The organism is Cryobacterium sp. PH31-O1 (assembly GCF_030063455.1).
In the GTDB taxonomy this organism is placed as follows: Bacteria; Actinomycetota; Actinomycetes; order Actinomycetales; family Microbacteriaceae; genus Cryobacterium.
This window is the reverse complement of the sequence record NZ_JASITB010000004.1, coordinates 217174-240625: the sequence shown is the minus strand read 5'-3', so window position 1 is coordinate 240625 and position 23452 is coordinate 217174. Positions and strand designations below refer to the sequence as shown.

Here is a 23452-nt window from a genome sequence, read left to right as displayed (position 1 = left end):
GCGGATAACGTAGGCGTGGGCGCCGGTGTTGATCACGACGAGATCGACGATTTGGTCGGGGAACGACCTCTTCGGTCTGGGCAGATGGCGGAGCTCACGCTATACGCTACTTACGAAAATCGCCCGACACGTGGGTGAAGCGGATGCCCGCGGCCCGCGCTGGCAGCGCGCGCCGCGGCGCTTCCCGGCGCCGATGAACTCGCTGCCGCGCTCGGGTGGAACGACAAGGTGCAGCAGGGTTAGTTCCGTCCGCACAGGGTCAGACCCGCCCGACGCGATTTTGGCTCATAGATCTCTGCACCAAAGACCGCGCTAAAACACCAGTCAGTACGCGGCACCGCCACCAGGGCCTTCATCGGCAAGCCGGTCGAGAACGGGTCGCTACCTCTGCATGCGGTCAGAAGGCGTCGTGCTGGAGCGGGCGTTCACCGGTCAGCGCGGACACCGGTGCTGCACAGGTGTCGCCTTTCCACGCTTCAACGCCTTCCCGAATGGCGAAACCGGCGATCACGAGGGCGGCGACCGCGTCTGCCCAGGCCCAGCTGAACAGGGTGTCCAGCAGCAGGCCGATCAGAACGGCCGCTGAGAGGTAGGCGCACAGGAGGGTCTGCTTCGAATCGGCGACAGCGGAGGCAGAACCAAGCTCACGACCGGTGCGGCGTTCGAGCCAGCTCAGCACGGGCATCACCATCAGGCTGACGGCCGCGAGCACGATTCCGACCGGGCTGTGTTCGGGCGTTCGAACTCCCAGTATTAATAGGCCAGCGTCGACGGTGACGGAGGCGGCGAGGGCAAAGAAGGAGAAGGCAATCACGCGCAATGCCATTTTCTCGCGCTGCTCCGGGTCTGGCGCGGCGAACTGCCAGGCGACCGCCACGCTGACTTCACCGCCGCCACCGGGGTTCCCGTCTTCTCCTGCGAGGCGTACTCGCCCTGGCAACGCGGCACCAACGAGAACACCAACGGACTGCTCCGCCAATACCTCCCCAGAAGCACGGATCTCAACCTGACCAACACCACGCGCCTCGAGGAGATCGTGACCGAGCTCAACAACCGACCACGCAGAGCCTTGAAGTGGCAGACTCCTCATGAGGTCTTCAACGCCGCCGTTCTTGCATTGACCGCTTGAAACTGTCGGCACTATTGGCCCTATTTTGGCCCGGCGTTAACATCCGTGCATGTTCGGGTATCCCGGTCGCCGTCCGGCTTGCGGGCGGCGGTCCCGAACGATTCGTGCCTGGACTGTTGGCAGGGGCGTGGTCGTAAGCTGGGGTGATGGGGACCCAACGACGGATTGATTTACGAGGGATCCTGCAACTCGCCGGGGCCGCCGTTCTCTTCGCGGTCGTTGCCGTTTACGTCGTCGCGCTCACCAAGAGTCTGGGTCCACTGGCGATTGTTCTCGTCGGGTTCACAGCCGCGGCTGCTGGCGTCTTCGTTCAATATTGGGAGTGGAAACGCCTCGGTGGGCGGGCGTCTGTCGTGATGACGGACGCGTGGATTCGCGGAGGCGAAATCCCTTCGAGTGTCCCCCGAGAGGTGTGGGTGCCGCTTCTCGTGAAAAGGGAGACGCGGGCGGTGAGAAATTGGTGGAGCCTCGTTGCTGGTGCGCTCCAGATTCTGCTCGCTATCGTTTCCATCATGTCCCTCAGATCGACCGCTGATCACGCTTTCTGGCTCTGCGTAGTCGTGTTCTGGACTGGAATCATCGTGTGGACGGTCTATTACAACCTGCGGTGGCTACCCGAGATCCGCCGACTTCTTCGACAAATATCAAACGCGGAAGTGACCCCGGCCGCCGCGAGCGAAATCGTCCCGGGCGCCGCATAACCATAATTGCTTCAAAGCTCCGCAGGGGGTTCCCACCCGGGCAGGCGGTACTGATCAGAAGCTGGCGTCGATCGTGCTGTCGTCAGGTGACGAAACGCCGCCCTGTGGCGGACCCCGTTGAGAATGTGTTTATGCTGCAAACCGAGGGCCAGTTATAGAGCGTGCCAGACTCGTGATCGTGCAAACAATTATCTGGGGATGGCTTACTTCTGCGATCGGGCTGGCAATACTTGTCCTCCTCTTTTTCTACGGAATTGAATACGGAACATGGGTAGATGAAGCGGGGCAGCTGCCATCTTCGCCTCCGACCTTCGTTATTCCCTTCGTCATCGCGGGACTTGGTCTGATCCTTTTCATAGGCGGACTCGTCCTCGGCGCTTCCGCGTCAACCCAACGGACAGAGGAGCGCATATAGCGCCCGCAATCGAATCCCACTCGGGCAGGCGGTACTGGTCGAAAGTTGGCTCAGATTGGGATTTCGTCAGCCAGTGAAACGCCGCCCCAGGACGGACCGGTCTACGGGCGCTTCAGGCCGATCTGTCATGCTCGACTAATGAGCTGGCCAACGATTGAAGCGGTTACGTCTGTGCGCTTACGCCTGGAGCCGCTCTCGGTGGAGCATGCGCTGGGAATGGTCGAAGTCTTGGCGGATGCTTCGGTGTATGAGTACACCGGCGGCGAAGCGCCCTCGCTTGAGCAGTTGCAAAGTCGTTACGCGGCACAGTCAATCGGACATTCCAAAGACGGGTCGCAAGGGTGGTTCAACTGGATCGTGAAATCAAGAGATGGCGACGCCTCGATCGGGTTTGTTCAGGCGACAGTCGCGCAGAACGGGCCGGGATTTGTTGCCGACATCGCCTGGGTTATTTCACCACTCCATCAAGGCCAGCGGATGGCGTCCGAAGCCACCAAGGCGATGACCGATTGGTTGCGATCCAAAGGCGTGAGCAGCTTCGTGGCGTATGTGCATCCTGAGCATCACGCCTCTATGGGCGTCGCGCAAAATCAAGGTCTTCATCCGACACTGCTGATGGAGAACGGTGAGATCCGCTGGGAATTTTAGCAACCGCCAAGCGACAGCACACGGATTCCGCAACAGACGAAGTCCCGCTGACCGTTGGTCTTGAGGGCGGCCCTGCCTGTCGAAATAAGGCCTCGACCGCGCTCTCGTGAGCACCTGAAAAGCCGTCCGCTGATCGTCCCGCTTGCGGGCAGCGACGGCGGTGCTAAGTGGCGCCAGGGTCAGTCGGCGGGCGCGGCAAGTTTGGTCAGCAGATGAGCGAGCATGTTCCGTTCGTTCGTCGATAGTTGCGCGAGAATTGTTTCCTCGGTCGCGAGGTGGTCGGGCAACACCTTGTCTAGGAGTTCCCGTCCTGAATTGGTGATTCGTACAAACTTTCCGCGTCCGTCGTCAGGATGGGGCTCTCGGGTGATGAGTCCGAGTTTGTCTAGCCGGTTTAGTCGCTGAGCAACAGCGCTGGTAGTGATCATGCTGTCTGCCGCGAGTTCGGCGGGGGTGATCCGATAGGGCGCCCCTTGGCGTGCCAGTGTCGCCAGCACATCGAAAGTGGACGCGTCGATGCCATGGTTTGCGAATGTGGCGGCCAATCGAGCGTCAACAGCGGCGGATGCACGGCTGAGGCGGCCGATCACGGCCATCGGGGCCGAGTCCAGGTCGGGTCGTTCGAGACGCCACTGCGCGACTATACGGTCAACGTGATCCACGGGTACAGCATATCGCTAAGAACTTAGATACTATGTCTAAGTGCTTAGCAAACTATGGCCTGTTCTCCTCACTACGGCTATCGCTCCCGTGCTCTGGGGGACGACCTACTACACGACCACCACTTTTCTGATCGAAGGTCACCCGCTGCTTACCGCCAGCCTGCGCGCTCTACCTGCCGGGCTGATCCTTCTCTGCATCGCGCGGCGTCGGCCGCGAGGGGCATGGTGGTGGAAGTCGGCCGTTCTCGGCCTGCTCAACATCGGGGTGTTCTTCGCATTGCTATTCGTGGCCGCCGAACGTCTACCGGGCGGAGTCGCCGCGGTCGTTGGTGGCATCCAACCCTTGCTCGTGGCCGTGCTTGCCTCCCGCCTGGTCTCGGAACGACTGAGCAGCACAGTGATCGCGGCTGGAGCGGGAGGCGTCGTCGGCGTCGCTCTCATCGTCCTTCGCGCCCAAGCGGGGCTCGATCTGATCGGTGTCGCCGCGGCCTTGCTCGGAGCAGTCTCGATGGCGATCGGGGTTGTGCTGACTAAGAGGTGGTCGGACGGCCAACCACCCATCGTCACCACCTCATGGCAACTGGTCACCGGTGGTGTCTTCCTTGTCGCACTGACCGCCATCATTGAACCGCTGCCAGTAAACGCACCCACCCTCGGCAATATCGCCGGATACGCATATCTCACACTCGCCGGGACCGCTCTGGCCTACCTCGTGTGGTTCCGTGGGATCATACTGCTCCCCACACGAGTGCCGGCATTCCTTGGGCTACTCAGCCCCATCGTCGCCCTGACCATCGGCGGCATCGCCGCCGGCGAGACCCTGACCTGGATCCAGGCCGCGGGCGTCGCACTCGTCTTCATGTCAGTTGCAACAGTCATCAGCACTACGGCAACGAACCGCGCGCAACTGATCTCGGAAGTAATCCGCGTTCAGGAAGATGAATCGTCCCGGTAAGGGTTGCGGGCAGCTTCCGCCACCGAAAATCTATCTAAGGCGGGCGCCCACGGTGTGTTTATAGAGAATCTCGGCGATGCCTGCCAGTTCCGGATTTTGGGAGCGCTCAAGCCTGCGGGCGATCGCTGATCTGTTCGAGCCGTGAATCATTGGTCGCAACACCCGGGCCGCGGGGGAGGCGGGCCGCGGGGACACCGCGCCCACTTCGGAGCTTACGCCGGCGCGAGAGCGGGCGATCGGATTCGGGCCAGAGCCGCTCTGACCAATGTGCAATAATCTGCGTATGGACGCAGATAAAGAGGTATGTGGTCGTTACCCGGATAGTCAGTACGTGGAACTCGCGGTCGAGGTGTTCAGTATGTTGGCCGATGCCACCCGGGTTCGCATCATCCTCGCCCTCCGCGATCAGGAGTTGTCGGTGAATCGCTTGGCTGTCATTGTCGATAAGACGCCGGCAGCCGTGTCGCAGCACCTTGCCAAGATGCGCCTGGCGCGAGTCGTTTCTACCCGGCATGACGGCACGCGCGTGTTCTACCGCCTCGAGAACGAGCATGCGCGTCAGCTGGTCAATGACGCGATTTTTCAGGCGGAGCATTCCCTCGGCGGTCATCCTCGTCACCACCACGACCCTGCTGGAGTCGCTGACCGGACCACCCTGCCGGTTGCTTCCGGCGAGGCCTCCGTATGAGCGGCACGTTGACCACAACAAGTATTCGGCCCGGTGGCCGGGAGCTTACGAAGCCGCCCTCCATATTCATTACCGGCAGCCGCCTACCCGAGGTGCGCTGGGCAGCCCTCGCCCTTGCCCTATTCCTTCTCGCGTGGCCGCTGCAGCTCGTCGGTGCTCCGGCAGGGTTGTGGTGGGGCATCTATCTCGCGTGCTACGCCGCTGGCGGGTGGGAACCGGCGCGGGCGGGAATCACTGCCCTGCGAGAGAAGACTCTTGATGTGGATCTGCTGATGATCGTTGCGGCGATTGCTGCGGCATCCATCGGCCAGGTTTTCGACGGTGCGTTGCTGATCGTCATCTTCGCCACTTCTGGCGCTCTGGAAGCGCTCGTGACTCAACGCACCGCCGATTCTGTCAGCTCCCTCCTGACTCTGGCACCGGAGAAGGCTGGTCGGGTGACGCGGAATGCCGACAGCGAAGTGGTGGTCGAAGTCGACACTGCCGAGCTTCGTGTCGATGACCTCATTCTTGTTCGACCCGGTGAGCGGATCGGTGGCGATGGAATCGTTGTCGATGGCGTCAGCGAGGTCGACCAGGCAGCGGTGACGGGCGAATCGGTCCCGGTGCGACGCGGTGTGGGCGACGAAGTACTTTCTGGCACGGTCAACGGCACGGGCGCTTTGACCGTGCGTATCAGCCGACCCGCGAGTGCGTCGGTCATCGCCCGAGTGGTGGCTCTCGTCGAGCAGGCATCGGCAACGAAATCAACTCGGCAGTTGTTCATCGAGAAGGTGGAGCAGCGCTATTCACTCGGCGTTGTGGCCGCGACAGTGCTGGTCTTCCTCGTGCCGCTGGCGTTCGGTGAGGAATTTCAGGCAGCTCTTCTGCGGGCGATCACATTCATGATCGTGGCTTCCCCGTGCGCGGTCGTGCTCTCGACGATGCCGCCGCTGCTGGCGTCCATCGCGAACGCGGGTCGGCATGGCGTACTCATAAAATCCGCCACGGTCATGGAACGTCTCGGACGCACTCAGCTCATCGCCTTCGACAAAACGGGAACCCTCACGGAAGGCGCCCCGGTCGTGACGGAGATCGTGGTCCTTGACACTCGATTCAGCGAGCAGGGCCTTGTGCGTCTGGCTGCGGGTGTTGAGCAGCACAGCGAACATCCGCTCGGCCGCGCCATCGTCCGGGCAGCGGAAACGGCCGTCGTTCCCGCCGCTGATTTTCGGGCCATCCCCGGTCACGGTGTCGAAGGAATCATCGACGGCCAACGGGTGCGCGTCACGCAGAATGCCGATGACGGTGCCCGGGTCGGAACGGTCGTTGACATCACCGTAGATGAGGTGCGGGTGGGCATGCTCGTGCTCGAGGACGCCCTGCGCCCGGATGCCGCTTTGACCATTAACCGCCTGACGACCATCACCAGTCAACCGGTGCACTTGCTAACCGGTGACAACGAACAGACCGCGTGGAACGTCGCTCGTCGCACGGGAATCAGCGCAACGCATGCCCGGATGCTTCCCGCAGCCAAGGCTGAGGCCATTCAACGTCTTCAATCGGATGGCACTGCGGTCATGGTCATCGGAGATGGCATAAATGATGCCCCTGCCCTGGCCACTGCTGATATCGGTTTTGCCATGGGCAGGCACGGGTCTGATCTTGCTCTCGACACCGCGGACGGGGTCATCATCCGTGATGAACTTCTCGTCATCCCGAAGGTCATCGAGCTATCTCGCCGCGCTCACCGCTTCGTCGTCGCCAATCTGGTGATTGCTGGAACATTCATCACCGTGCTGGTGGTGTGGGATCTCGTCGCGACGTTGCCCTTGCCTCTTGCCGTCGCCGGACACGAGGGCTCGACGGTGATCGTCGCCCTGAATGGCCTGCGTTTGCTGCGCCAGTCAGCATGGCGATGACGATGCTTGCTGATACCCGTAACCGACGGAAAGCACCATCGTGTTCTCGGTCCTAACCCATCCCGCTTATCGCAGGCTGTTCACAGCGCAAGTGGTCGCCCTTCTCGGTACCGGCCTGCTCACGGTAGCGCTGGGATTGTTGGCATTCGACCTCGCTGGCCCCGACGCGGGCGCCGTGCTGGGCACTGCTCTGACCATCAAGATGGTCGCGTACGTGGGCGTTGCCCCCATCGTCGCGGCGCTCATCGAGCGGTTGCCTATAAAAGTCATTCTGGTGACGGCCGACGTCATCCGGGCCCTCGTTGCGCTATCGCTGCCGTTTCTCACGGATATCTGGCAGATCTATCTCCTGGTTTTCATTCTGCAATCGGCGTCGGCTACGTTCACCCCGACATTCCAGGCCGTGATCCCGGCGATTCTGCCCGGTGAGAAGGACTACACGAAAGCTCTCTCCCTGTCGCGTCTGGCCTATGACCTCGAGGCGTTGGTCAGCCCGATCGTCGCTGCGATCCTGCTCACGGTGCTCAGCTACAACAACCTGTTCCTCGGTACCGCGCTCGGCTTCATGCTCTCCGCAACGTTCGTCATCAGAACGGCGCTTCCCGCCCGCACACAGCCAACCACGGTGGAGAAGTTGTGGAGGCGTACGACTATCGGCGGGCGCATCTTCTTTCAAACGCCGAGCCTACGGTTTTTGATGCTGATGAACCTCACCGTCGGCGCGTCGACCGCTCTGGTGCTGGTGAACACTGTCGTCTACTCCCGTGATGTCTTCGGGCTCTCCAACTCCAGCCTCGCTACCGCTCTGGCCTGCTATGGAGCAGGGTCGTTGCTCGTCGCGGTGAACATTCCCCGGCTGATCGATCGATTCGGAGACCGGTACCTCATGCTTACCGGCGGTGCACTCTCAACCCTCGGACTGCTCGGATCGGTCGCGATGACCATTGCGGCACCCACCTGGGCCAATGCGTGGTGGGTGCTTCTCGCGCTCTGGGCGCTCATCGGCGCCGGCAATTCGATGATCAGCACGCCTTCATCGCGGCTGCTCGTTCGAGCATCAACCGACTCCACCCGCGGCTACATCTACACCGCCCAGTTCTCCCTTTCCCACGCCTGCTTTCTCATTACCTACCCCCTCGCCGGGTGGCTGGGAGCGGTCAGCCTCACCGCCGCCGCCGCGACCCTGGCCGTGATAGCCGCGGGCAGCACGATCGCAGCCACACGCACCTGGAATACCTCAGTGGCCAAGAGAGTGCGCACGCCCACGACGACGGCTCCCAGCTGACCCACGAGGACTTCACGGAAGCGATCGCATGCAAGGCCGGGCGGTACGCCTAACGCAGATCTCGAAGCCGATCAGTAATGCTGTTCGCGTCACCGGCTCGCCGCTCATAGGTGACGGCGATGATTAGAAGCACGACGCCGACGACGGCGAGGGTGATCCACCACGGCATCGACTCGATTCCCCGGCCGATCTGTACCAGGAATACGAGAACATTCTCCAGCGGCAGCACGACGATGCCGATCAGGAACGGAGCCGCGAGCTTGAGACTCGAGCCGATCACAATGGCGAGGAGGGCAATCATGATCACGAGAATCGCCCGCCAGGTCTGTGGGTCAGTGAAGGTAGCCATGACCGATGCCAGCAGCAGGGTCACGATACCGGGAGCGAGCAGAGCCCACGAGCCGCTCCATCCTGCCGGCCAGCTGTTGACCGTCTCGCCGTGGCCGCGGCCAATGCCGGGAAGCTCGCACGCAGCAGAAGCTCGCGCACCAGTCAGAATTAAGGCACCGGCCGTAAGCAGAAAAATGCCCAGGGGTATTGAGAACCATTCGACCCGCAGGTCGCGCGGACTCCACGCCACGATCGCGGTGATCAAGGCGAGCGCGAAGATGAACCACACGGGCGGCAGGCTGGTGGGGTGGGTGCGCATCCGCCAGGCTATAACGACCATGGTGACGAGATACGCCAGCATGAGCGACCACATTGCCCAGATTGTGAACCAATCGCGCTCGATCGCTGTGCAGGTGGCGATCGCCACGTACACCGTGGGCGGTGCATAGAGCCAGCGGGAACGTGACAGTTGCGAGTCAACGGGCACGATCAAGCGGATGGCGCGCGCGCCAAGCGCCGCAGGCATCGCGCCGGCCAAGCCGATTCCAAAGCAGAGCAGAACGAGCGGCACCCCTCCGGTCATGATCGTGTCGGCGCCGAGACCGAATCTCACCCCTTGGATCGCACCGGCCGCCCCGGCGACGATCGCGACACCAAGGGTTGGTATTTGCAACACTCGTCGTAATTCGACGGACGCGGGAGCGCCCCGCCCGAGAAATACGCCAAGGCCGAGTAGGAGCCAGGACGCGGCGACGACGCCGTAACCACGCCACGGGGCCAGCGTCGCAGCATCCGTGCCGGAGACGGCCAGGACCACGAGAATCGGTGCAACGGCCACGACTAAGCCCGTGGTGTAGAGCCACACGGCGCGGGAACCGCGTGTCGTGAGGATCAGGCCAATGACCGCGGCGGCCAGGCTCGGCGGGAGCAGGTAGGGCTCGAGCGTGCTGATGCCGGCCAGGGCCCACAGGCACCACAGCGCGCCGGTAAATGAAGCGGCGGCGACCCACCATCCGTAGGAACGCTTCCCCCAAAATGACGCTGCTGCGGCCCCGAGCCCAAGGATGACCAGAACGATGAAGGTGGTCGGCAGACCCGAGGCGACGCGCACGAGCGACAGCCCGATCGCGATCATTGCGGTCAGCAGCGCCGAGACGTCGATGGCGACTCGAGCCGCCCGGGCATCCCGAGTTGCAACGCCCCGCTTGCTCAGGATTGAGCCGATCAGACCGCTGCTGGGGAGCACGATGGCGACAATAGCGGCGATCACCGGCAGGGTCACTGGAGACGCGCTGCGAAGAAGCACCTGCGCGCCCAGGCAGATCACCACAACGGCGAGTGACGGAACGAGAATACTGGCAGCGATCGCCCGAATCATGATGCCAAGTCCGGCACGCCGCGTGCTGAGAAGGGTAAGAGCCAGCAGAAAGATGAGGGCGGTCGAGAGCGCGGTCCAGCCGCTGCGCTCGACGCCGACCTGCACGACTCCGATCAGGAACGGCACCGACGTCACGACCAGAATCGCGTACCACGCTCGCGGCTCAACTCTTCGAAGGTAGGTTGCGGCGATCGCGCCGATCGAGCCGAGCGACGTGGTGAGACTCAGCAGTGGGCTGGTAGCGACGCCGAGCTGGTCGAGCGCGCTCGCGAAGACGAACAGCGCGTAGGCATAACCTACGCCGACGTGCAGAAAACGCACCTTGGGCGGCATGGTTTTCGCGATGATGGCGATGACAGTGACGATCACGATGCCCGCCCAGACGGTGACCGCACCATCGACCAAGGAGTAAACAGTGGCCAGGAGCACCGCAAAATGGCTGCCAAGCACGAGCGGCAGTCGCATCTTCAGTGAGGCATTTCGCAGGCGTGGAACCGTGACCAGCGCTAGGGTCGCCATCACCGCCAGGCTCAGGGCGATCGTGATGCGCGACCACAGCGGCAAGACCGGCAGGCAGGCCAGGGTGAGCCCGGCAAGGGCGCCGAGCCAGATCGCAATCGAGCCGGTCCACGCTGCCAGCTTGAGGGGAGCCTTCTCGGATGGGGAGGCATCCGTTTTCGCTGCGCTGTGGAGCCGGGCTAGCACCGAGAATGCTCCGAGCCCCGCAGCCATGGCGCCAAGGCCGAGCGCAACGGCGAGCACGCCACCCTGCGGCAGGATGCCGCTCGCACCGCGGTCTGAGCCGCTGAGAGAACTCAGCACCGTGACAGCCCCGATCAGAACGGCGAAGAGAACGGGTGAGAATACGCTCACACCGGCCAGCGTTAGCGCGCCGCCGAGGAGCGCTTGCCGCCCGAGGGCGCGCGCTCTCGGAGCCAGCACCCGCAGCACGAGGAGCGCGGCGGCGCCCGCTGCGGGCGTGACGCTCTGATACCACACGGCCGCACCGTGGGCTTCGAGATCGAGTGCAAAGGGAAGGCCGACCGCGGCGGACATCGCGGCAGCGCCGGTCACAGCGCTCCAGAAGTTCTTGGCGTACTGCCGTGTGGAGAGCGCGGCAAGCGCCGTTATAGCCAGCAGCACCGCGGTGATCATCACCCAGTGCTCGGTCGTGGTTCTGGAGTCGATGAACCACATCTGGGTAGCCACGATGGCAGTCGCAGCCATCTGGATTATCGCGGCCGTTAGGCGTTCAAATCGGAGGTGTCCATCAAATCGCTGAGCCAGCCCCGCTATCGAACCCATCAGGGCAAGCGCAACGAAACCCACTCCGAGGTGCCCCCAGGTTGCCGACAGTGCGGTTCCGCCCGCATATCCCAGCATTGCGGGAACGAGGGTGAGCCCGACGAGCGAGATCCAGAGCCAGCTGCGGATGCGTGCGCGCGTCGACACGATGACCATGACGGCCCCGCTCGCGAGCGTTGCGGCGGCGGCGAACACCCACGGGCTTAGGCCGGTCGGCACCAGTTCTGAGAACGCATAGACGTCGAGGGCAACGAAGACCATTCCGAGGCCGCCCACGGCCTCCGCCGAGAACTGTAGTTTGCGGCGGGCGAGCAGCCAGGCGCCGCCGAGGAAGAGGACCGTGATCAGGCCGACGATCACGCTGCGTAGAGCGTGATCGTTAAAGTCGGGGTTGAAGAACGTGAAGACGACGGCGGAGACCGCGAACAATCCAGCGCCCGCGATTGCCATCACGGACTGCACCGTCGCGCTCGACCGCGGTGCGACAGTGATCTCTGCCTTGCGGGTCGCCTGAGGTCGCGGCGGCATCCGCTGGTAACTCGGTGCCGGCAGCGCGCCGCCGGCTGAGGCCGTGCGCACCGAGGAGGGATGCGACACGCGCACGAGCGCCTCCTGCCGTGCTACGAGCGCGGCGGCGGCCGCCTCCGAGGCGGCCCAGAGCTCGGCCGCCAGCGCACCGACCAGCTCGGCACCGCAGTTGCGGCATGGTCCATTGGGCAGCGCGGCCATCTCGCAGACGGGGCACAGCCTCCGCTCGAGGAGGTGGTGAATCGCGACATCGCTCCAGGACTGCGCAACCCGCGGCACGCTCATACCCCGGTCGCCGTGGTGCGTGTCTCGGTGGCAGCCCCATCTTCGGGTACCCACATCAAGATGTCGCCGGGCTGGCATTCGAGCACACGACAGATCGAGTTCAGGGTCGAGAATCGCACCGCTTTTGCCCGACCGTTCTTGAGCACGGACACATTCGCCGGCGTGATGTCGATCGCAGCGGCGAAGTCGGAAACCGACATCTTTTTCTTCGCGAGTTCGACATCAAGGTTGATCACGATGGGCATCAGACGACTTCCGCGAGGTCTTGTTCGAGCTGGGAGGCTTTTCGCAGGAGGCCACGCATCACGATGATCAGCAACGCGTGTCCAGCACCGATAACGATTCCCAGCAAACACAGGATGACCACCGAAGGCGATGCGCCACCCGCGACTGCCAGGGTGATGAATGATCCCACGATGAGAAGGGTCGCCAGAGCGACGATTCCGAGAATGATATCGACGTAGGTGAAGGCATCGTCGCTGAAAATGATGGAGGCCCGCACCATGGAAAGCAACCGCCACACGCAAACGAGCGCGACCTGCACGCAGAGCAGAAACCCCACAGCGACGAGTATTCCCGGCACGTGCAGATAGCCGAGATGGGGGGATCGTTCGACCATTTGTTGTGCGACTGCGGGAACAACGAACACCTGGCACACCACTAATAGTGCGATGAGTACGAAGATGAGCGTTTTCAGGGAGGCGATCGTCGTGCGATTCATGCTTTTCCTATCGTTTATCGACATCAGTATATCGATAAACAATACTTACACGTCAAGTTTTGCGCTGACGAACTGAGCGCCGAAAACGACACCGTCTCGGCGATTGACGTCGCTACGGCGATTGCGACGGCACTGATCCCCACGGAGCGGTAGTCCTGCCATGCAGGGCGCGATCTTCGCCGCCTTGAGGCTCGGCCGCGAACGATGCAGGCCCAAATAGCACGCGTCCTGTTTTGACACCAACATGTGTTGACATGACACCATACTGGTGTCACTATGACGATATGGAACTCGGCCAGTACGTCAACGACCTGCAGCACCAGTTAGCGGATGCCGCCGAAAACGGCACCGCAGACACTCGCGTCGTCGCCGAGCGCCTCGCCGCCGCACTCGACACGGCGACACGCCTCGTGCTGCTCGACGTGTTGTCGGCCGCGGCCGCCGAGATCACCCGAGACCTCGCCCCCGGATCGGTCGACCTGCGGCTGCGCGGTCGCGAGATCGAGTTCGTGGTGACCCAGTCGAGTTCGGAGGCTGACAGTGACGAGCGAGGCCCGGCATCCGTCGAACTTGACGACACGAGCACCTCGCGCACGACCCTGCGCCTGCCGGACGCCCTCAAAGCGCGGGTCGACGACGCGGCGGCAGCGGACGGCCTGTCGGTGAACAGCTGGCTGGTGCGTGCGATCGCGGCAGCCCTGCAACCCAAGCAACGACGATCTGCGCAGCGCACCCTGCGCAGCGGTGACAACTTCACAGGCTGGGCGCGCTAAGGCGCCAGGCCGCCGCATCATCCCACCTTCGCACCCGCGCAGGTCGCACAACCACGCCCGGAAAGGCAGCGTTAGCATGCCCACATTCACCACTCCAACGCCTATCGACCTCGCCATCAACCTGCAGGTCGGTGCCATCGAAATCGTCGCCGGTGACCGCACCGATACGGTCGTGACCGTGTCGCCCGCCAACCCGACGAAAGCGGTCGACCTGCGCGGCGCGGAGGAGACCCGGGTCGACTTCGCCGGTGCGCGCCTGACCATTGTGGGGCCTAAACCGCGCATCAGCTGGTTCGGCCCCACAGAATCGGTCGACGTGAAGATCGAGCTGCCAGCCGGGTCGCGATTCACCGCTGAGCTCGCCGTCGGTGACCTGCGCACGGTCGGCGTTCTCGGCGCTACCCGGATCAAATGTTCGATGGGGCCGGTGGATATCGACAGCACCGGCGACCTGTGGCTGCGCGCCTCGCACGGCAACGCAACCGTCGGCACCATCCGGGGCACGGCCGAGATCACGGCCGATCACGGCCAGATCCGCGTCGGCTCGGTCGCCGGAGATGCGATTCTCAAAGCATCGCACGGCAGCATCTTGGTCGGTGAGTGCGGCGGCGATCTCGACGCCAAGCTCTCCTATGGCGACCTCGAGATCACGAAAGCGCTCGCATCCGTCTCGGCCAGGACCGCTTACGGCAGCATCCAGCTGCGCGACGTATCGACCGGTTCCGTTCAGGTAGAGAGTGGCTTCGGCCAGGTCACCATCGGCGTGAAGCTCGGCGTTCCCGCCTGGCTCGACCTGTCGTCGAAAGAGGGCCATGTGCGCAACGAGCTCACCGGCGACACCGCGCCCGACGCATCCGAACAGGCGATCGCCGTGCGTGCGCGCACCCAGTACGGCAACATCACCATCCAGCGAGCTCGCGCGGTGGATCTATAAGGATCGTGCCAGCGATCCGTCGACCGAACAATACCAACAGAAAGGAACGACACCATGACCACCCCAGCGATCGACGTGCACGGATTGCGCAAGTGCTACGGCAAACAGGTCGTGCTCGACGACGTCGACCTCAGCGTGCAGGCGGGCACCGTGACCGCGCTGCTCGGCCCGAACGGAGCCGGCAAAACCACGACCGTGCACGTTCTTTCGACCCTGCTGCGGCCCGATGCCGGCACGGCGTTCGTGAACGGATGCGACATCGTGCGCGACCAGGCCGGCGTGCGCACCCAGATCGGTCTCACCGGGCAATTCTCCGCCGTCGACAGCTTGCTTACCGGCGAGGAGAACCTTATGCTGATGGCCCGCCTGCGCCACCTACGGCCGAAGCGCTCGAAGGCTCGGGTGGCCGAACTGCTCGATCAGTTCGACCTCGTCGACGCCGCCCGCAAGCCGCTCGCCACCTACTCCGGCGGCATGCAGCGCCGCCTCGACCTCGCGATGACCCTGGTGCAGGCACCGAGCGTGATTTTTCTCGATGAACCCACCGCCGGTCTCGACCCGCGCAGTCGGCGCACGATGTGGGACATCGTGCGGGGCCTCGTGATGGAGGGCACGACGGTGCTGCTGACCACCCAGTACCTCAACGAGGCGGACCACCTCGCCGACCGTATCGCGGTGCTCGACGGGGGCCGCATAGTCGCTGAGGGTACGCCGAACGAACTCAAGCGCCTCGTGCCCGGCGGCCATATCCGGCTGCGGTTTGGGGATGCTATCGCGCTGGATGCCGCCGCCCGCCTGCTCGACGAGTCAACCCGCGATGATGTCGATCTCGCCCTCATCGTACCGAGCGACGGCGGAGTCGGGGCGCTGCGCTCGGTGTTGGACCGCCTCGAAACAGCCAAAGTTGAGGTCGCCGACCTCAGCATTCACACTCCAGACCTCGATGACGTCTTCTTCGCCCTCACCGGCACGAAGACTCAGGCCGGCCCGGTCGACGCGAAAGGAATGAAATCATGAACACCATGCTGCGCAGCCCGGCCGCGGGCATCCGTCGGCCGTCGCACGTCGTCGCCGACTCGCTGACCATGCTGCACCGCAACCTGCTGCACATGGTGCGCTACCCGGGACTGTCGGTGTTCACCATCGTGGGACCCGTGGTGATTCTGCTGCTGTTCGTGTTCGTGTTCGGCGGCACTCTCGGGGCCGGACTGCCCGGCGTCAACCCGGCCGGTGGGCGGGAAGCCTATTTGGCATACGTGCTGCCTGGCATCCTGTTGATCACGATCGCGGGTACCGCTGGCGGCACCGCGACCACGGTCTCGATGGATATGACCACGGGCGTTACCGCACGCTTTCGCACCATGGCCATTTCGCGGGCAGCGGTGCTCGCCGGACATGTGCTCGGCAACGCCATTCAGGCCTTGATCGCCGTCACGCTCGTTCTCGGCGTTGGGCTGCTGATCGGGTTTCGCCCCACGGCTTCACCGGTCGAGTGGATGGCCGCCGCCGGCCTGCTCGCGCTCGTCGCCTACGCGATCAGCTGGCTCGGGGTTGCCATGGGCATGCAGGCCAAATCGGTCGAGACGGCGAGCAACCTGCCGCTGATCCTGACGCTGCTGCCGCTGCTCGGTAGCGGCTTCGTGCCGACGGAGTCGATGCCCGCCGGGTTGGCCTGGTTCGCGCTGTACCAGCCCTTCACACCGTTCATCGAGACGATCCGCGGGCTGTTGCTCGGCACCCCGCTCGGCGCCAACCCGGTGTTGGCCCTCGGCTGGTGCGTCGTGATCGCGCTCGCCGGGTATGCCTGGTCGCGGGCGATCTACGAGCGCAAGTCGGTGCGCTGAGTCCAGGTCGCACCCGGAAGCTGCGGGCGGTCCGCCCTCTGCCGCGTATAGGCTTACTCATTGACACGGGGTGCTCCGCAGAGTGTGTGAGCTGAGATCAATACCCGTTGAACCTGTCTAGTTAGCACTAGCGAAGGAATGTCACGGATGATCGATCGACTTGGCCCTCTCACGCTGCGGCAGACGCCCCGAATTCTCAGCATTGCCGGTACCGATCCGACCGGCGGCGCCGGCATCCAGGCCGATCTGAAGAGCATCGCGGCCAACGGCGGCTACGGTATGGCGGTCGTCACTGCCCTGGTGGCGCAGAATACGCGCGGGGTGCGCGCGGTGCACACCCCGCCGGTCGCTTTTCTGCGGCAGCAATTGACTGCCGTGAGCGACGACGTCACCATCGACGCCGTCAAGATCGGCATGCTCGCAAATTTCGAGGTGATCACCGAGGTGCGTTCCTGGCTCGGGGAATGCCAACCTCCCCTGGCCGTGCTCGACCCGGTGATGGTGGCCACGAGTGGTGACCGACTACTCGACCCCGCAGCCGAGCGGGCGCTGCGTGACCTGGTCCCGCTCGTCGATCTGGTCACACCCAACGTTCCCGAGCTGGCCGTTTTACTCGGTGAGCCGCCGGCCGCGGGGTGGGCAGAGGCTCTCGAGCAGGGCGCGAGATTGTCAGAGCTCACCGGTGTCACCGTGCTGGTCAAGGGCGGCCACTTCACGGAAACCATCTGTCCGGATGCCCTGGTCAACACTCACGGGGTCCTGGCCCACAGCGTTGTCGAGTTCGCATCCCCGCGCATTCGCACCACAAACTCTCACGGCACCGGATGCTCGCTCTCGTCGGCGATGGCGACGGTGCAGGCTCGGAGGGGGGACTGGGCGCTGTCCCTCGCCGAGGTCAAAGGGTGGCTCCAGGACTGCCTGGCCCACGCTGACGAGCTCGAGGTTGGCCAGGGAAACGGTCCGATCCACCACTTTCATCGGCTGTTCTCGCGGGCAGGTGCCGTCTCTAATCTCGGTGAAAAGAGCCCCTGAGCGACAGCAGGCCCCGTTATTCGCCTACCCGAGAGGCGGCAGGCTGGCCAGAAGCCGCTCCGCGGCATCCGTCGGGTCGTCGGCGTCGGTGATCGCCCTCACGACGACCACTCGAGTGGCGCCGGCCTCGACCACCTGGTCGATGGTGCCCAGATCGATACCGCCGATGGCGAACCACGGACGAAGGCTGGCAGCGGATGCGCGCTGTGCGGCCGCGTAGCGCAGCAACTCCGTTCCGACCGCCGCACGACCGGGTTTGGTGGGCGTGGCCCAGACCGGACCGACGCAGAAGTAGTCGAGGTTTTCGGCGGTGAGGGCGGCATCCACTTGTTCGGTGGTGTGCGTGGACAGACCTATTCGGGCGGCCGGGCCGAGCAGCGTGCGGGCCGAGGCCAGCGGCAGGTCGGTCTGGCCGACATGGAACACCGGTGCGCCAGCGAGAGCGGCGATATCCGCCCGGTCGTTGACGGCCCAGAGCCGGGCCTGTTGCTCGGCGACCGTGCGCAGAATCTCAAGATAATCGAGCTCCTCGGCGGCATCGATGGTCTTGTCGCGCAGCTGAATGATATCGACCCCGCCGGCGAAGGCGGCGCGCACGAAGTCAGCGAAATCGCCGCGATCCTTGCGGGCATCGGTGCAGAGATACAGCCGGGCGGTGATCTTGTCCATTCGACCAAGACTAGGCGGCTGCGCTGCACTCGAGGACATAATCTTGCGTGGCTCTCGGGCGCAGGCGGCGGGCGAAGTGCGTGAGCGCGTATAGGCTGGGTTACTGACACGGGGTGCTCCACATTGTGTGCGAGCTGAGATCAATACCCGCTGAACCTGTCTAGTTAGCACTAGCGAAGGAATGTCCGGATGATCGATCGCACCCGCCACCCGTCCCCCGCCACCCGTCCCCACCCCGCCGTGCGCGCCATGAGTGAACGGCGGGCACGCCGCGCGGTCGACGTTGCCGTGATTGGGGGCGGAATCATTGGGCTCGGCATCGCCTGGGCGGTGGCACAGTCCGGCCGCACGGTGGTCGTTATCGACCCGGATCCGGCCGGAGGCGCCACCTACGCGGCCGCCGGAATGCTCGCGGCGGTGAGCGAACTGCACTATCAGGAAGAGGAGCTGCTCGAGCTCATGCTCGCCTCGTCGGCACTGTATCCGGCCTTCATCGAATCGCTTCAAACCGCATCGGACCCCACCGGGTACCAGAGAACCAGAACCATCAATGTCGGTGCCGAAGCGGCGGATCGGCAAGCTCTGGCCGACCTGCGCGGCGTGCAACTGGCGAACGGTCTGGGCGTGGAGCCCCTAACCGTTCGAGAAGCACGCGAGCTTGAGCCGCTGCTGAGTCCGCGCATTTCCGGTGCTTTCCTGGTGGAACAAGACCATCAGGTGGACCCCCGCCAGCTCAGCGCGCGCATCCAGCTCGCCCTGGCGGCCCTCGCCAAAGACGGTCAGCTGGCCGTGATTCGAGTGCGCGCCCGAGGGCTCCTGCACGACGTTTCAACGGATGCCGCCTCGCGCGTCACCGGCGTGGCCCTGGTTGATGGCTCAACGCTCAGAGCTACCGAAGTGGTCGTGGCCAACGGGCTCGGGGCGGCCGGGCTGCGCGGACTGCCGGAGCAACTGAACCTGCCGATTCGGCCGGTCTACGGCGATGTCATTCGGCTGCGCGTGCCCGAGCATCTTCGACCGTTGCTCACCTGCACGGTGCGCGGGCTGGTGCACGGCCTGCCGGTGTATCTGGTTCCGCGCACCGATGGCACGCTCGTGATTGGAGCCACCCAGCGTGAAGACGGTTCGAGCGCCGTGTCGGTCGGTGGCGTTCATCAGCTCTTGAGGGATGCCCAGGTGCTCGTGCCGGCGATCAGCGAACTCGAACTGATCGAGCTGACCGCACGGGCGAGACCGGGGACGCCAGACAACGCGCCGCTCCTCGGTCGCGTCGGGTGCTCGCAAGCTGACGGCGACATTCCGGGCCTCATCATCGCCACCGGATTCTTTCGGCACGGAGTGCTGCTCACCCCGGTCGCCGCTCAATACTGCCTTCAGCTCATCGAGGGAAACGACGACGATCGGTGGCGGAGCTTTCGGCCGGATCGTTTCTCGGCGAGCCGCGCTCTGGCATCCGCTTCACCGCACGGAGGCCACTCGTGAACCTGACCATCACCGTCAACGGCCAGAAACGAATCGTGCGGGCCGGCGGTACCGTGACCGATTTGGTGGCCGAGATCACCGATCGGCCGATCGACAAGGACGGCCGGGCTGCCGACGGCGATCGGCTTGGAGTGGCCGTCGCGCGGAACGCCGCGGTCGTGCCCCGCAGCCTGTGGTGGTCGACCGGGCTGACGGCCGGCGACGAGATTGACATTGTTTCTGCAGTCCAGGGAGGTTGACCATGCAAAACACGAACACGGACACCCTCGTGATCGACGGCGTAGAGTTCACGTCGCGCCTGATCATGGGAACGGGAGGCGCGCCGAGCGTGCACGGCCTCGGGGCCGCGCTGCGTGCCTCCGGAACCGAACTCACAACCGTCGCGATGCGGCGTCACAATGTGGCGACCACGGGGTCACTGTTCGAGCTGCTGCTGCAGCATTCCATCCGCGTGCTGCCGAACACCGCCGGCTGTTTCACCGCGCGCGAAGCCGTGCTGACCGCCGAGCTGGCCAGAGAGGCCCTCGAGACCCACTGGGTCAAGCTCGAGGTCATTGCCGATGAACAGACCCTGCTGCCCGACGCGGTCGAACTGGTTGCGGCCACCGAACAGCTCGTCGCTCGGGGTTTCAAGGTCTTCGCGTACACGAACGACGACCCCGTGCTCGCCTTGCGGCTCGAACACCTCGGCGCCGTTGCCGTTATGCCGCTCGGGGCTCCGATCGGCACCGGGCTCGGAATTCTCAACCGGCACAATATCGAGCTGATCGTGGCGCGCGCTGGCATTCCCGTGGTACTGGACGCCGGCATCGGCACCGCCTCCGACGCGGCTCTCGCCATGGAACTGGGCTGTGACGCCGTGCTGCTCGCCACCGCGGTCACCCGGGCGCAGAACCCGGCACTCATGGCCGACGCCTTTAAACACGCCGTGATCGCGGGCCGGCGAGCATCGCTGGCCGGCCGTATCCCGCGGCGCGACCTCGCCCTGGCCTCATCAAGCATGGCCGGGCGGCCCGACCTGTGAAGCGGATGCCGGCGCTCGCGCCGCTCGTCGACCCGGGCGACGCGCTCACCGCGGCCGAACGGGAGCGGTACTCGCGCCACATCCTCATTCCCGAAATCGGCCTGCTCAGCCAGCGACGGCTGAAGAATGCCCGCGTGCTCGTGGTCGGCGCCGGAGGTCTCGGTTCGCCGGTTCTGCTCTACCTCGCGGCCGCGGGGGTCGGCGCCATCGGAATCGTCGACCACGACACGGTCGACCTAAGCAACCTGCAACGCCAGATCATCCATGGCGTCTCCAACCTGGGCCGGTCGAAACTGCAGTCAGCTGCAGCGGCTGTCGCCGAGCTCAACCCGCTCGTCACCGTGCACCAGCACGATGTCTGGCTGTCAGCGGCGAACGCGCTCGAGCTGTTTGCCCAGTACGACCTGATCGTCGACGGCGCCGACACCTTTGCCACCCGCTATCTGGTCAGCGATGCCGCCGCGCTCCTCGGTAAACCCTGCGTCTGGGGCTCCATCTTGCGCTTCGAGGGGCAGGTCAGCGTGTTCTGGAACCGGCACGGACCCACCTACCGGGACCTGTATCCACAAGCCCCGCCGGCCGGGTCCGTGCCTGGGTGCGGCGAGGGTGGCGTGTTTGGAATGCTGTGCGGAACGATCGGTTCGACGATGGTAGCCGAAGTCGTGAAACTCATCACCGGGGTGGGACGCACCCTGCTCGGCCGGGTCGTGCTGTTCAACGCGCTCGACGCGTCCTGGCGCGAGATCACGATTGTGCCAGACCCCGCCGCCGAACCGGTCACCGAACTCATCGACTACGACCTGTTTTGCGGCACACTCCCAGCGTCGCCCAACGATGCCATCTCCGTGCAGCAGCTCGCCGTCATGCTCCATGCCCGGGCTCGCGGCGAGCTCGACTTCGACCTGATCGACGTTCGCGAACCAGAAGAGTACGCGATCGTGCACATTGCCGGGGCGCTGCTGGTGCCGCAGGGCGGCATCCTCTCGGGCACGGTGACCGTGTCGCGGGATCGCGATACCGTCATGCTCTGCAAGGCCGGGCCGCGTTCTGCCGCAGTGCTCGCCGAGCTGAAGCGCCGGGGGTACGACCGGGCGCGCCAGGTCGAGGGCGGCATCGTGGCCTGGGTGCGGGAGATCGAGCCCACTCTCGCTATCTACTAGATCGGTGGCTGCGTGACGCGGCCGAATACTGCACGCGCGGCTGGCCTGCCGACAGCGCAGGCAACAGACGACGGCGCGTGCCGACGCGCTCGAGCTCCGGCTGCAGGACCGTGCCTTGGGCGCTGCCGGTCAATTACCCACGAGCGCGTAGTGGTGGGCCCAGGGGCGCACCGATTCGATGGCGGCACCGACCCGAAAGACCGTGTCGTCATCAAACGGATGCCCGACAATCTGCACGCCGGTCGGGATGCCGCAATTGGCCAGGCCGCTCGGCACCGCGAGCACCGGGCACCGGTTGGCAATGTTGAACGGCACCGTCATGTGTGCTTGCCAGTAGTGTTCCAGGTGTTCGCCTCCGGTCGTGATGCCGTTCAGGTAGTGATCGTCGGCAGAGAGCGCCGCGACCGCCGAGGTCGGGCAGATCAGGGCGTCGAACCCGGTCATCACGGCGGCGAGCTCGCCCTGCATGCGGGTTTCGGCGGAGAGCCCGTCGAGATAACGGTTGCCGGCGGCCGCAGCACGGGCATCCGCCATGAACTGCACGGTGTAGGCGGCGAGTTGACTCTCGGTTCCGCGGGTCTCATCCTCCATTGCCGGGCCGAGGACGTGCCCGAAGTGGGTGAACGACACCCGGTGGATCTCGGCCGTGGTCCACGGCAACTCGACCTCTTCGACGATTGCTCCGGCGCTCTGCAGCGCGGCAGCGACCGCGCGGGTGTTCGCCTCCACCTCGGAATCGACCAGATAGTCGCCGAGACGAATGCACAGGGCGACGCGGAGGCCCCGGGCCGAAGCCCACGCCCCCGACAGCGGTGCGGTATCGGCGAGCGAGGCATGATCGCCGGGGTGACGGCCGGCCATCACGTTGGCGAGCAGGGCGGCATCCGCCACCGTGCGAGCCATCGGCCCGTCGCCACGAAAGTGGTCGGCGGAGAGCGGCGCGACACCCGGAATGCGGCCGTACGGCGCCTTGAACCCGACCGTTCCGGTAAAGGCTGCCGGCAGTCGGGTCGATCCGGCAATGTCCGAGCCGGTGGCGAGCGGCGCAAAGCCCGCCGCGAGGGCAGCGCCGGACCCGCCGGAGGAGCCGCCGGGGGAGAGCTCGAGGTTGAACGGATTGCGGGTGACCCCCCAAAGCGGCGAGTGAGTCACCGTGGCGCAGCAGAATTCGGGCGTCGTGGTGCGGGCATGCACTATGCCGCCAGCCGAACGGATGCGGCTGATCACCGGATGATCCGCGCTCGCCACCACCGCGCGCTGGGCCATGAGCCCGTTGCTAAGCACGTGCCCGGCGAGGGAATGCTTCTCCTTCGCCGCGACCGGCAGGCCGAGCAGCGGGGCGAGCACGTCTCCGGTGCGGTACTGCTGCTCGGCGACGCGGGCCGACTCTCGCGCCTCATCGACCAACTGCTCGGTGAGCGCGTTGACCCGCGGGTTGACTGCGTCGATGCGCTGAAGGACCGACTCGAGCAGCTCGACCGGCGACAGGTCACGCGACCGAAACAGGTCGAGCGCTTCGCTCGCGGCGAGGTAATGCAGGCTGGTGCTGGTGCTGCGCACACCGGTTGCCGGTGGTTTTGTGCGGCTGGTCGTGCCCGACACC

General features: G+C 64.7%; 21 protein-coding genes, 2 pseudogenes and 2 riboswitches. Of the genes and pseudogenes, 16 read left to right on the top strand and 7 right to left on the bottom strand.

Going from position 1 to position 23452, the window contains the following annotated elements:
- Nucleotides 1–397 precede the first annotated feature (397 nt).
- A complete protein-coding gene (locus QMK31_RS10380; RefSeq protein WP_502852995.1) occupies nt 398–1000 on the bottom strand; it encodes a cation efflux transmembrane domain-containing protein in 603 nt (200 codons plus the stop codon).
- Between QMK31_RS10380 and QMK31_RS17380 the strand changes: the two are divergent.
- The 3 genes and pseudogenes from QMK31_RS17380 to QMK31_RS10370 all read left to right on the top strand — a co-directional run.
- Nucleotides 932–1129 (top strand): annotated as a pseudogene (locus QMK31_RS17380) (transposase); the annotation flags it as partial. The gene QMK31_RS10380 and the pseudogene QMK31_RS17380 sit on opposite strands and share 69 nt — an antisense overlap.
- Before the next feature lie 146 nt (nt 1130–1275).
- The gene (locus QMK31_RS10375) at nt 1276–1830 is read left to right on the top strand and encodes a hypothetical protein (protein WP_283500867.1); all 555 of its coding nucleotides are present in this window, start codon (nt 1276–1278) and stop codon (nt 1828–1830) included.
- A gap of 553 nt (nt 1831–2383) precedes the next feature.
- On the top strand, nt 2384–2893 hold the full coding sequence (locus QMK31_RS10370) for a GNAT family N-acetyltransferase (RefSeq protein WP_283500866.1): 510 nt from the start codon (nt 2384–2386) through the stop codon (nt 2891–2893).
- Between the two features lie 179 nt (nt 2894–3072).
- Here QMK31_RS10370 and QMK31_RS10365 read toward each other — a convergent pair whose 3' ends face one another.
- Complete coding sequence (locus QMK31_RS10365) at nt 3073–3555, bottom strand: MarR family winged helix-turn-helix transcriptional regulator (protein ID WP_283500865.1); 483 nt, start codon at nt 3553–3555, stop codon at nt 3073–3075.
- Nucleotides 3556–3595: 40 nt separating this feature from the next.
- On the opposite strand from QMK31_RS10365, the gene QMK31_RS10360 reads away from it, so the two are divergent.
- The 4 genes from QMK31_RS10360 to QMK31_RS10345 all read left to right on the top strand — a co-directional run bounded on the left by QMK31_RS10360 (nt 3596) and on the right by QMK31_RS10345 (nt 8384).
- Complete coding sequence (locus QMK31_RS10360) at nt 3596–4510, top strand: EamA family transporter (RefSeq protein ID WP_283500864.1); 915 nt, start codon at nt 3596–3598, stop codon at nt 4508–4510.
- Between the two features lie 283 nt (nt 4511–4793).
- The gene (locus QMK31_RS10355) at nt 4794–5198 is read left to right on the top strand and encodes an ArsR/SmtB family transcription factor (RefSeq protein ID WP_283500863.1); all 405 of its coding nucleotides are present in this window, start codon (nt 4794–4796) and stop codon (nt 5196–5198) included.
- Nucleotides 5195–7099, top strand: coding sequence for a heavy metal translocating P-type ATPase (locus tag QMK31_RS10350; RefSeq protein ID WP_283500862.1), 1905 nt, complete (start codon nt 5195–5197; stop codon nt 7097–7099). The genes QMK31_RS10355 and QMK31_RS10350 overlap by 4 nt, the downstream gene beginning before the upstream one ends.
- Before the next feature lie 40 nt (nt 7100–7139).
- Entirely contained in the window at nt 7140–8384 is a 1245-nt protein-coding gene (locus QMK31_RS10345) for an MFS transporter (protein ID WP_283500861.1), read from the top strand.
- A 49-nt stretch (nt 8385–8433) separates the two neighbouring features.
- Here QMK31_RS10345 and QMK31_RS10340 read toward each other — a convergent pair whose 3' ends face one another.
- From QMK31_RS10340 to QMK31_RS10330, 3 genes are read right to left on the bottom strand one after another with little or no spacing between them, the layout of a single operon-like run.
- Nucleotides 8434–12210, bottom strand: a complete 3777-nt coding sequence (locus QMK31_RS10340; RefSeq protein WP_283500860.1) for an SCO7613 C-terminal domain-containing membrane protein — start codon at nt 12208–12210, stop codon at nt 8434–8436.
- Nucleotides 12207–12455 carry a helix-turn-helix domain-containing protein gene (locus QMK31_RS10335; RefSeq protein WP_283500859.1) on the bottom strand — a complete coding sequence of 83 codons (249 nt, stop codon included), beginning with the start codon at nt 12453–12455 and terminating at the stop codon, nt 12207–12209. Before QMK31_RS10335 ends, QMK31_RS10340 begins: the two co-directional genes overlap by 4 nt.
- Nucleotides 12455–12931, bottom strand: a complete 477-nt coding sequence (locus QMK31_RS10330; protein WP_283500858.1) for a DUF2975 domain-containing protein — start codon at nt 12929–12931, stop codon at nt 12455–12457. The genes QMK31_RS10335 and QMK31_RS10330 overlap by 1 nt, the downstream gene beginning before the upstream one ends.
- Nucleotides 12932–13185: 254 nt before the next feature.
- On the opposite strand from QMK31_RS10330, the gene QMK31_RS10325 reads away from it, so the two are divergent.
- The 5 genes and pseudogenes from QMK31_RS10325 to thiD all read left to right on the top strand — a co-directional run.
- Entirely contained in the window at nt 13186–13704 is a 519-nt protein-coding gene (locus tag QMK31_RS10325; protein WP_283500857.1) for a histidine kinase, read from the top strand.
- 76 nt (nt 13705–13780) lie between these two features.
- Nucleotides 13781–14638 (top strand): DUF4097 family beta strand repeat-containing protein, encoded by an 858-nt coding sequence (locus QMK31_RS10320; protein ID WP_283500856.1) that lies wholly within the window; start codon nt 13781–13783, stop codon nt 14636–14638.
- Between the two features lie 54 nt (nt 14639–14692).
- Complete coding sequence (locus QMK31_RS10315; protein WP_283500855.1) at nt 14693–15655, top strand: ATP-binding cassette domain-containing protein; 963 nt, start codon at nt 14693–14695, stop codon at nt 15653–15655.
- A complete protein-coding gene (locus QMK31_RS10310; protein WP_283500854.1) occupies nt 15652–16482 on the top strand; it encodes an ABC transporter permease in 831 nt (276 codons plus the stop codon). The genes QMK31_RS10315 and QMK31_RS10310 overlap by 4 nt, the downstream gene beginning before the upstream one ends.
- Nucleotides 16483–16538: 56 nt before the next feature.
- Nucleotides 16539–16638, top strand: a riboswitch (TPP riboswitch).
- Nucleotides 16621–17466 (top strand): annotated as a pseudogene (gene thiD / locus QMK31_RS10305) (bifunctional hydroxymethylpyrimidine kinase/phosphomethylpyrimidine kinase); the annotation flags it as partial. It overlaps the preceding riboswitch by 18 nt.
- 72 nt (nt 17467–17538) lie before the next feature.
- Here thiD and thiE read toward each other — a convergent pair.
- Nucleotides 17539–18183, bottom strand: a complete 645-nt coding sequence (gene thiE, locus QMK31_RS10300; RefSeq protein ID WP_283500853.1) for a thiamine phosphate synthase — start codon at nt 18181–18183, stop codon at nt 17539–17541.
- Between the two features lie 99 nt (nt 18184–18282).
- Nucleotides 18283–18382: riboswitch (TPP riboswitch) on the top strand.
- Between the two features lie 50 nt (nt 18383–18432).
- Between thiE and thiO the strand changes: the two genes are divergently transcribed.
- The 4 genes from thiO to QMK31_RS10280 are packed head-to-tail and all read left to right on the top strand — an operon-like array spanning nt 18433 to nt 21849.
- Entirely contained in the window at nt 18433–19665 is a 1233-nt protein-coding gene (thiO, locus tag QMK31_RS10295; protein WP_283501020.1) for a glycine oxidase ThiO, read from the top strand.
- Nucleotides 19662–19904, top strand: a complete 243-nt coding sequence (gene thiS, locus QMK31_RS10290; protein WP_502852927.1) for a sulfur carrier protein ThiS — start codon at nt 19662–19664, stop codon at nt 19902–19904. Before thiO ends, thiS begins: the two co-directional genes overlap by 4 nt.
- A gap of 2 nt (nt 19905–19906) precedes the next feature.
- Nucleotides 19907–20689, top strand: coding sequence for a thiazole synthase (locus QMK31_RS10285; RefSeq protein ID WP_283500852.1), 783 nt, complete (start codon nt 19907–19909; stop codon nt 20687–20689).
- A gap of 5 nt (nt 20690–20694) precedes the next feature.
- Nucleotides 20695–21849, top strand: coding sequence for a ThiF family adenylyltransferase (locus QMK31_RS10280; RefSeq protein ID WP_283501018.1), 1155 nt, complete (start codon nt 20695–20697; stop codon nt 21847–21849).
- Between the two features lie 129 nt (nt 21850–21978).
- Here QMK31_RS10280 and QMK31_RS10275 read toward each other — a convergent pair whose 3' ends face one another.
- A complete protein-coding gene (locus QMK31_RS10275) occupies nt 21979–23451 on the bottom strand; it encodes an amidase (protein ID WP_283500851.1) in 1473 nt (490 codons plus the stop codon).
- Nucleotide 23452: the final 1 nt, after the last annotated feature.

Coding starts and splice junctions, on each gene's coding strand:
- QMK31_RS10375 (WP_283500867.1), top strand. CDS start 1,276: ATGGGGACCCAACGACGGATTGATTTACGAGGGATCCTGCAACTCGCC.
- QMK31_RS10370 (WP_283500866.1), top strand. CDS start 2,384: ATGAGCTGGCCAACGATTGAAGCGGTTACGTCTGTGCGCTTACGCCTG.
- QMK31_RS10355 (WP_283500863.1), top strand. CDS start 4,794: ATGGACGCAGATAAAGAGGTATGTGGTCGTTACCCGGATAGTCAGTAC.
- QMK31_RS10350 (WP_283500862.1), top strand. CDS start 5,195: ATGAGCGGCACGTTGACCACAACAAGTATTCGGCCCGGTGGCCGGGAG.
- QMK31_RS10340 (WP_283500860.1), bottom strand. CDS start 12,210: ATGAGCGTGCCGCGGGTTGCGCAGTCCTGGAGCGATGTCGCGATTCAC.
- QMK31_RS10335 (WP_283500859.1), bottom strand. CDS start 12,455: ATGCCCATCGTGATCAACCTTGATGTCGAACTCGCGAAGAAAAAGATG.
- QMK31_RS10330 (WP_283500858.1), bottom strand. CDS start 12,931: ATGAATCGCACGACGATCGCCTCCCTGAAAACGCTCATCTTCGTACTC.
- QMK31_RS10325 (WP_283500857.1), top strand. CDS start 13,186: ATGACACCATACTGGTGTCACTATGACGATATGGAACTCGGCCAGTAC.
- QMK31_RS10320 (WP_283500856.1), top strand. CDS start 13,781: ATGCCCACATTCACCACTCCAACGCCTATCGACCTCGCCATCAACCTG.
- QMK31_RS10315 (WP_283500855.1), top strand. CDS start 14,693: ATGACCACCCCAGCGATCGACGTGCACGGATTGCGCAAGTGCTACGGC.
- QMK31_RS10310 (WP_283500854.1), top strand. CDS start 15,652: ATGAACACCATGCTGCGCAGCCCGGCCGCGGGCATCCGTCGGCCGTCG.
- thiE (WP_283500853.1), bottom strand. CDS start 18,183: ATGGACAAGATCACCGCCCGGCTGTATCTCTGCACCGATGCCCGCAAG.
- thiO (WP_283501020.1), top strand. CDS start 18,433: ATGAGTGAACGGCGGGCACGCCGCGCGGTCGACGTTGCCGTGATTGGG.
- QMK31_RS10285 (WP_283500852.1), top strand. CDS start 19,907: ATGCAAAACACGAACACGGACACCCTCGTGATCGACGGCGTAGAGTTC.
- QMK31_RS10280 (WP_283501018.1), top strand. CDS start 20,695: ATGCCGGCGCTCGCGCCGCTCGTCGACCCGGGCGACGCGCTCACCGCG.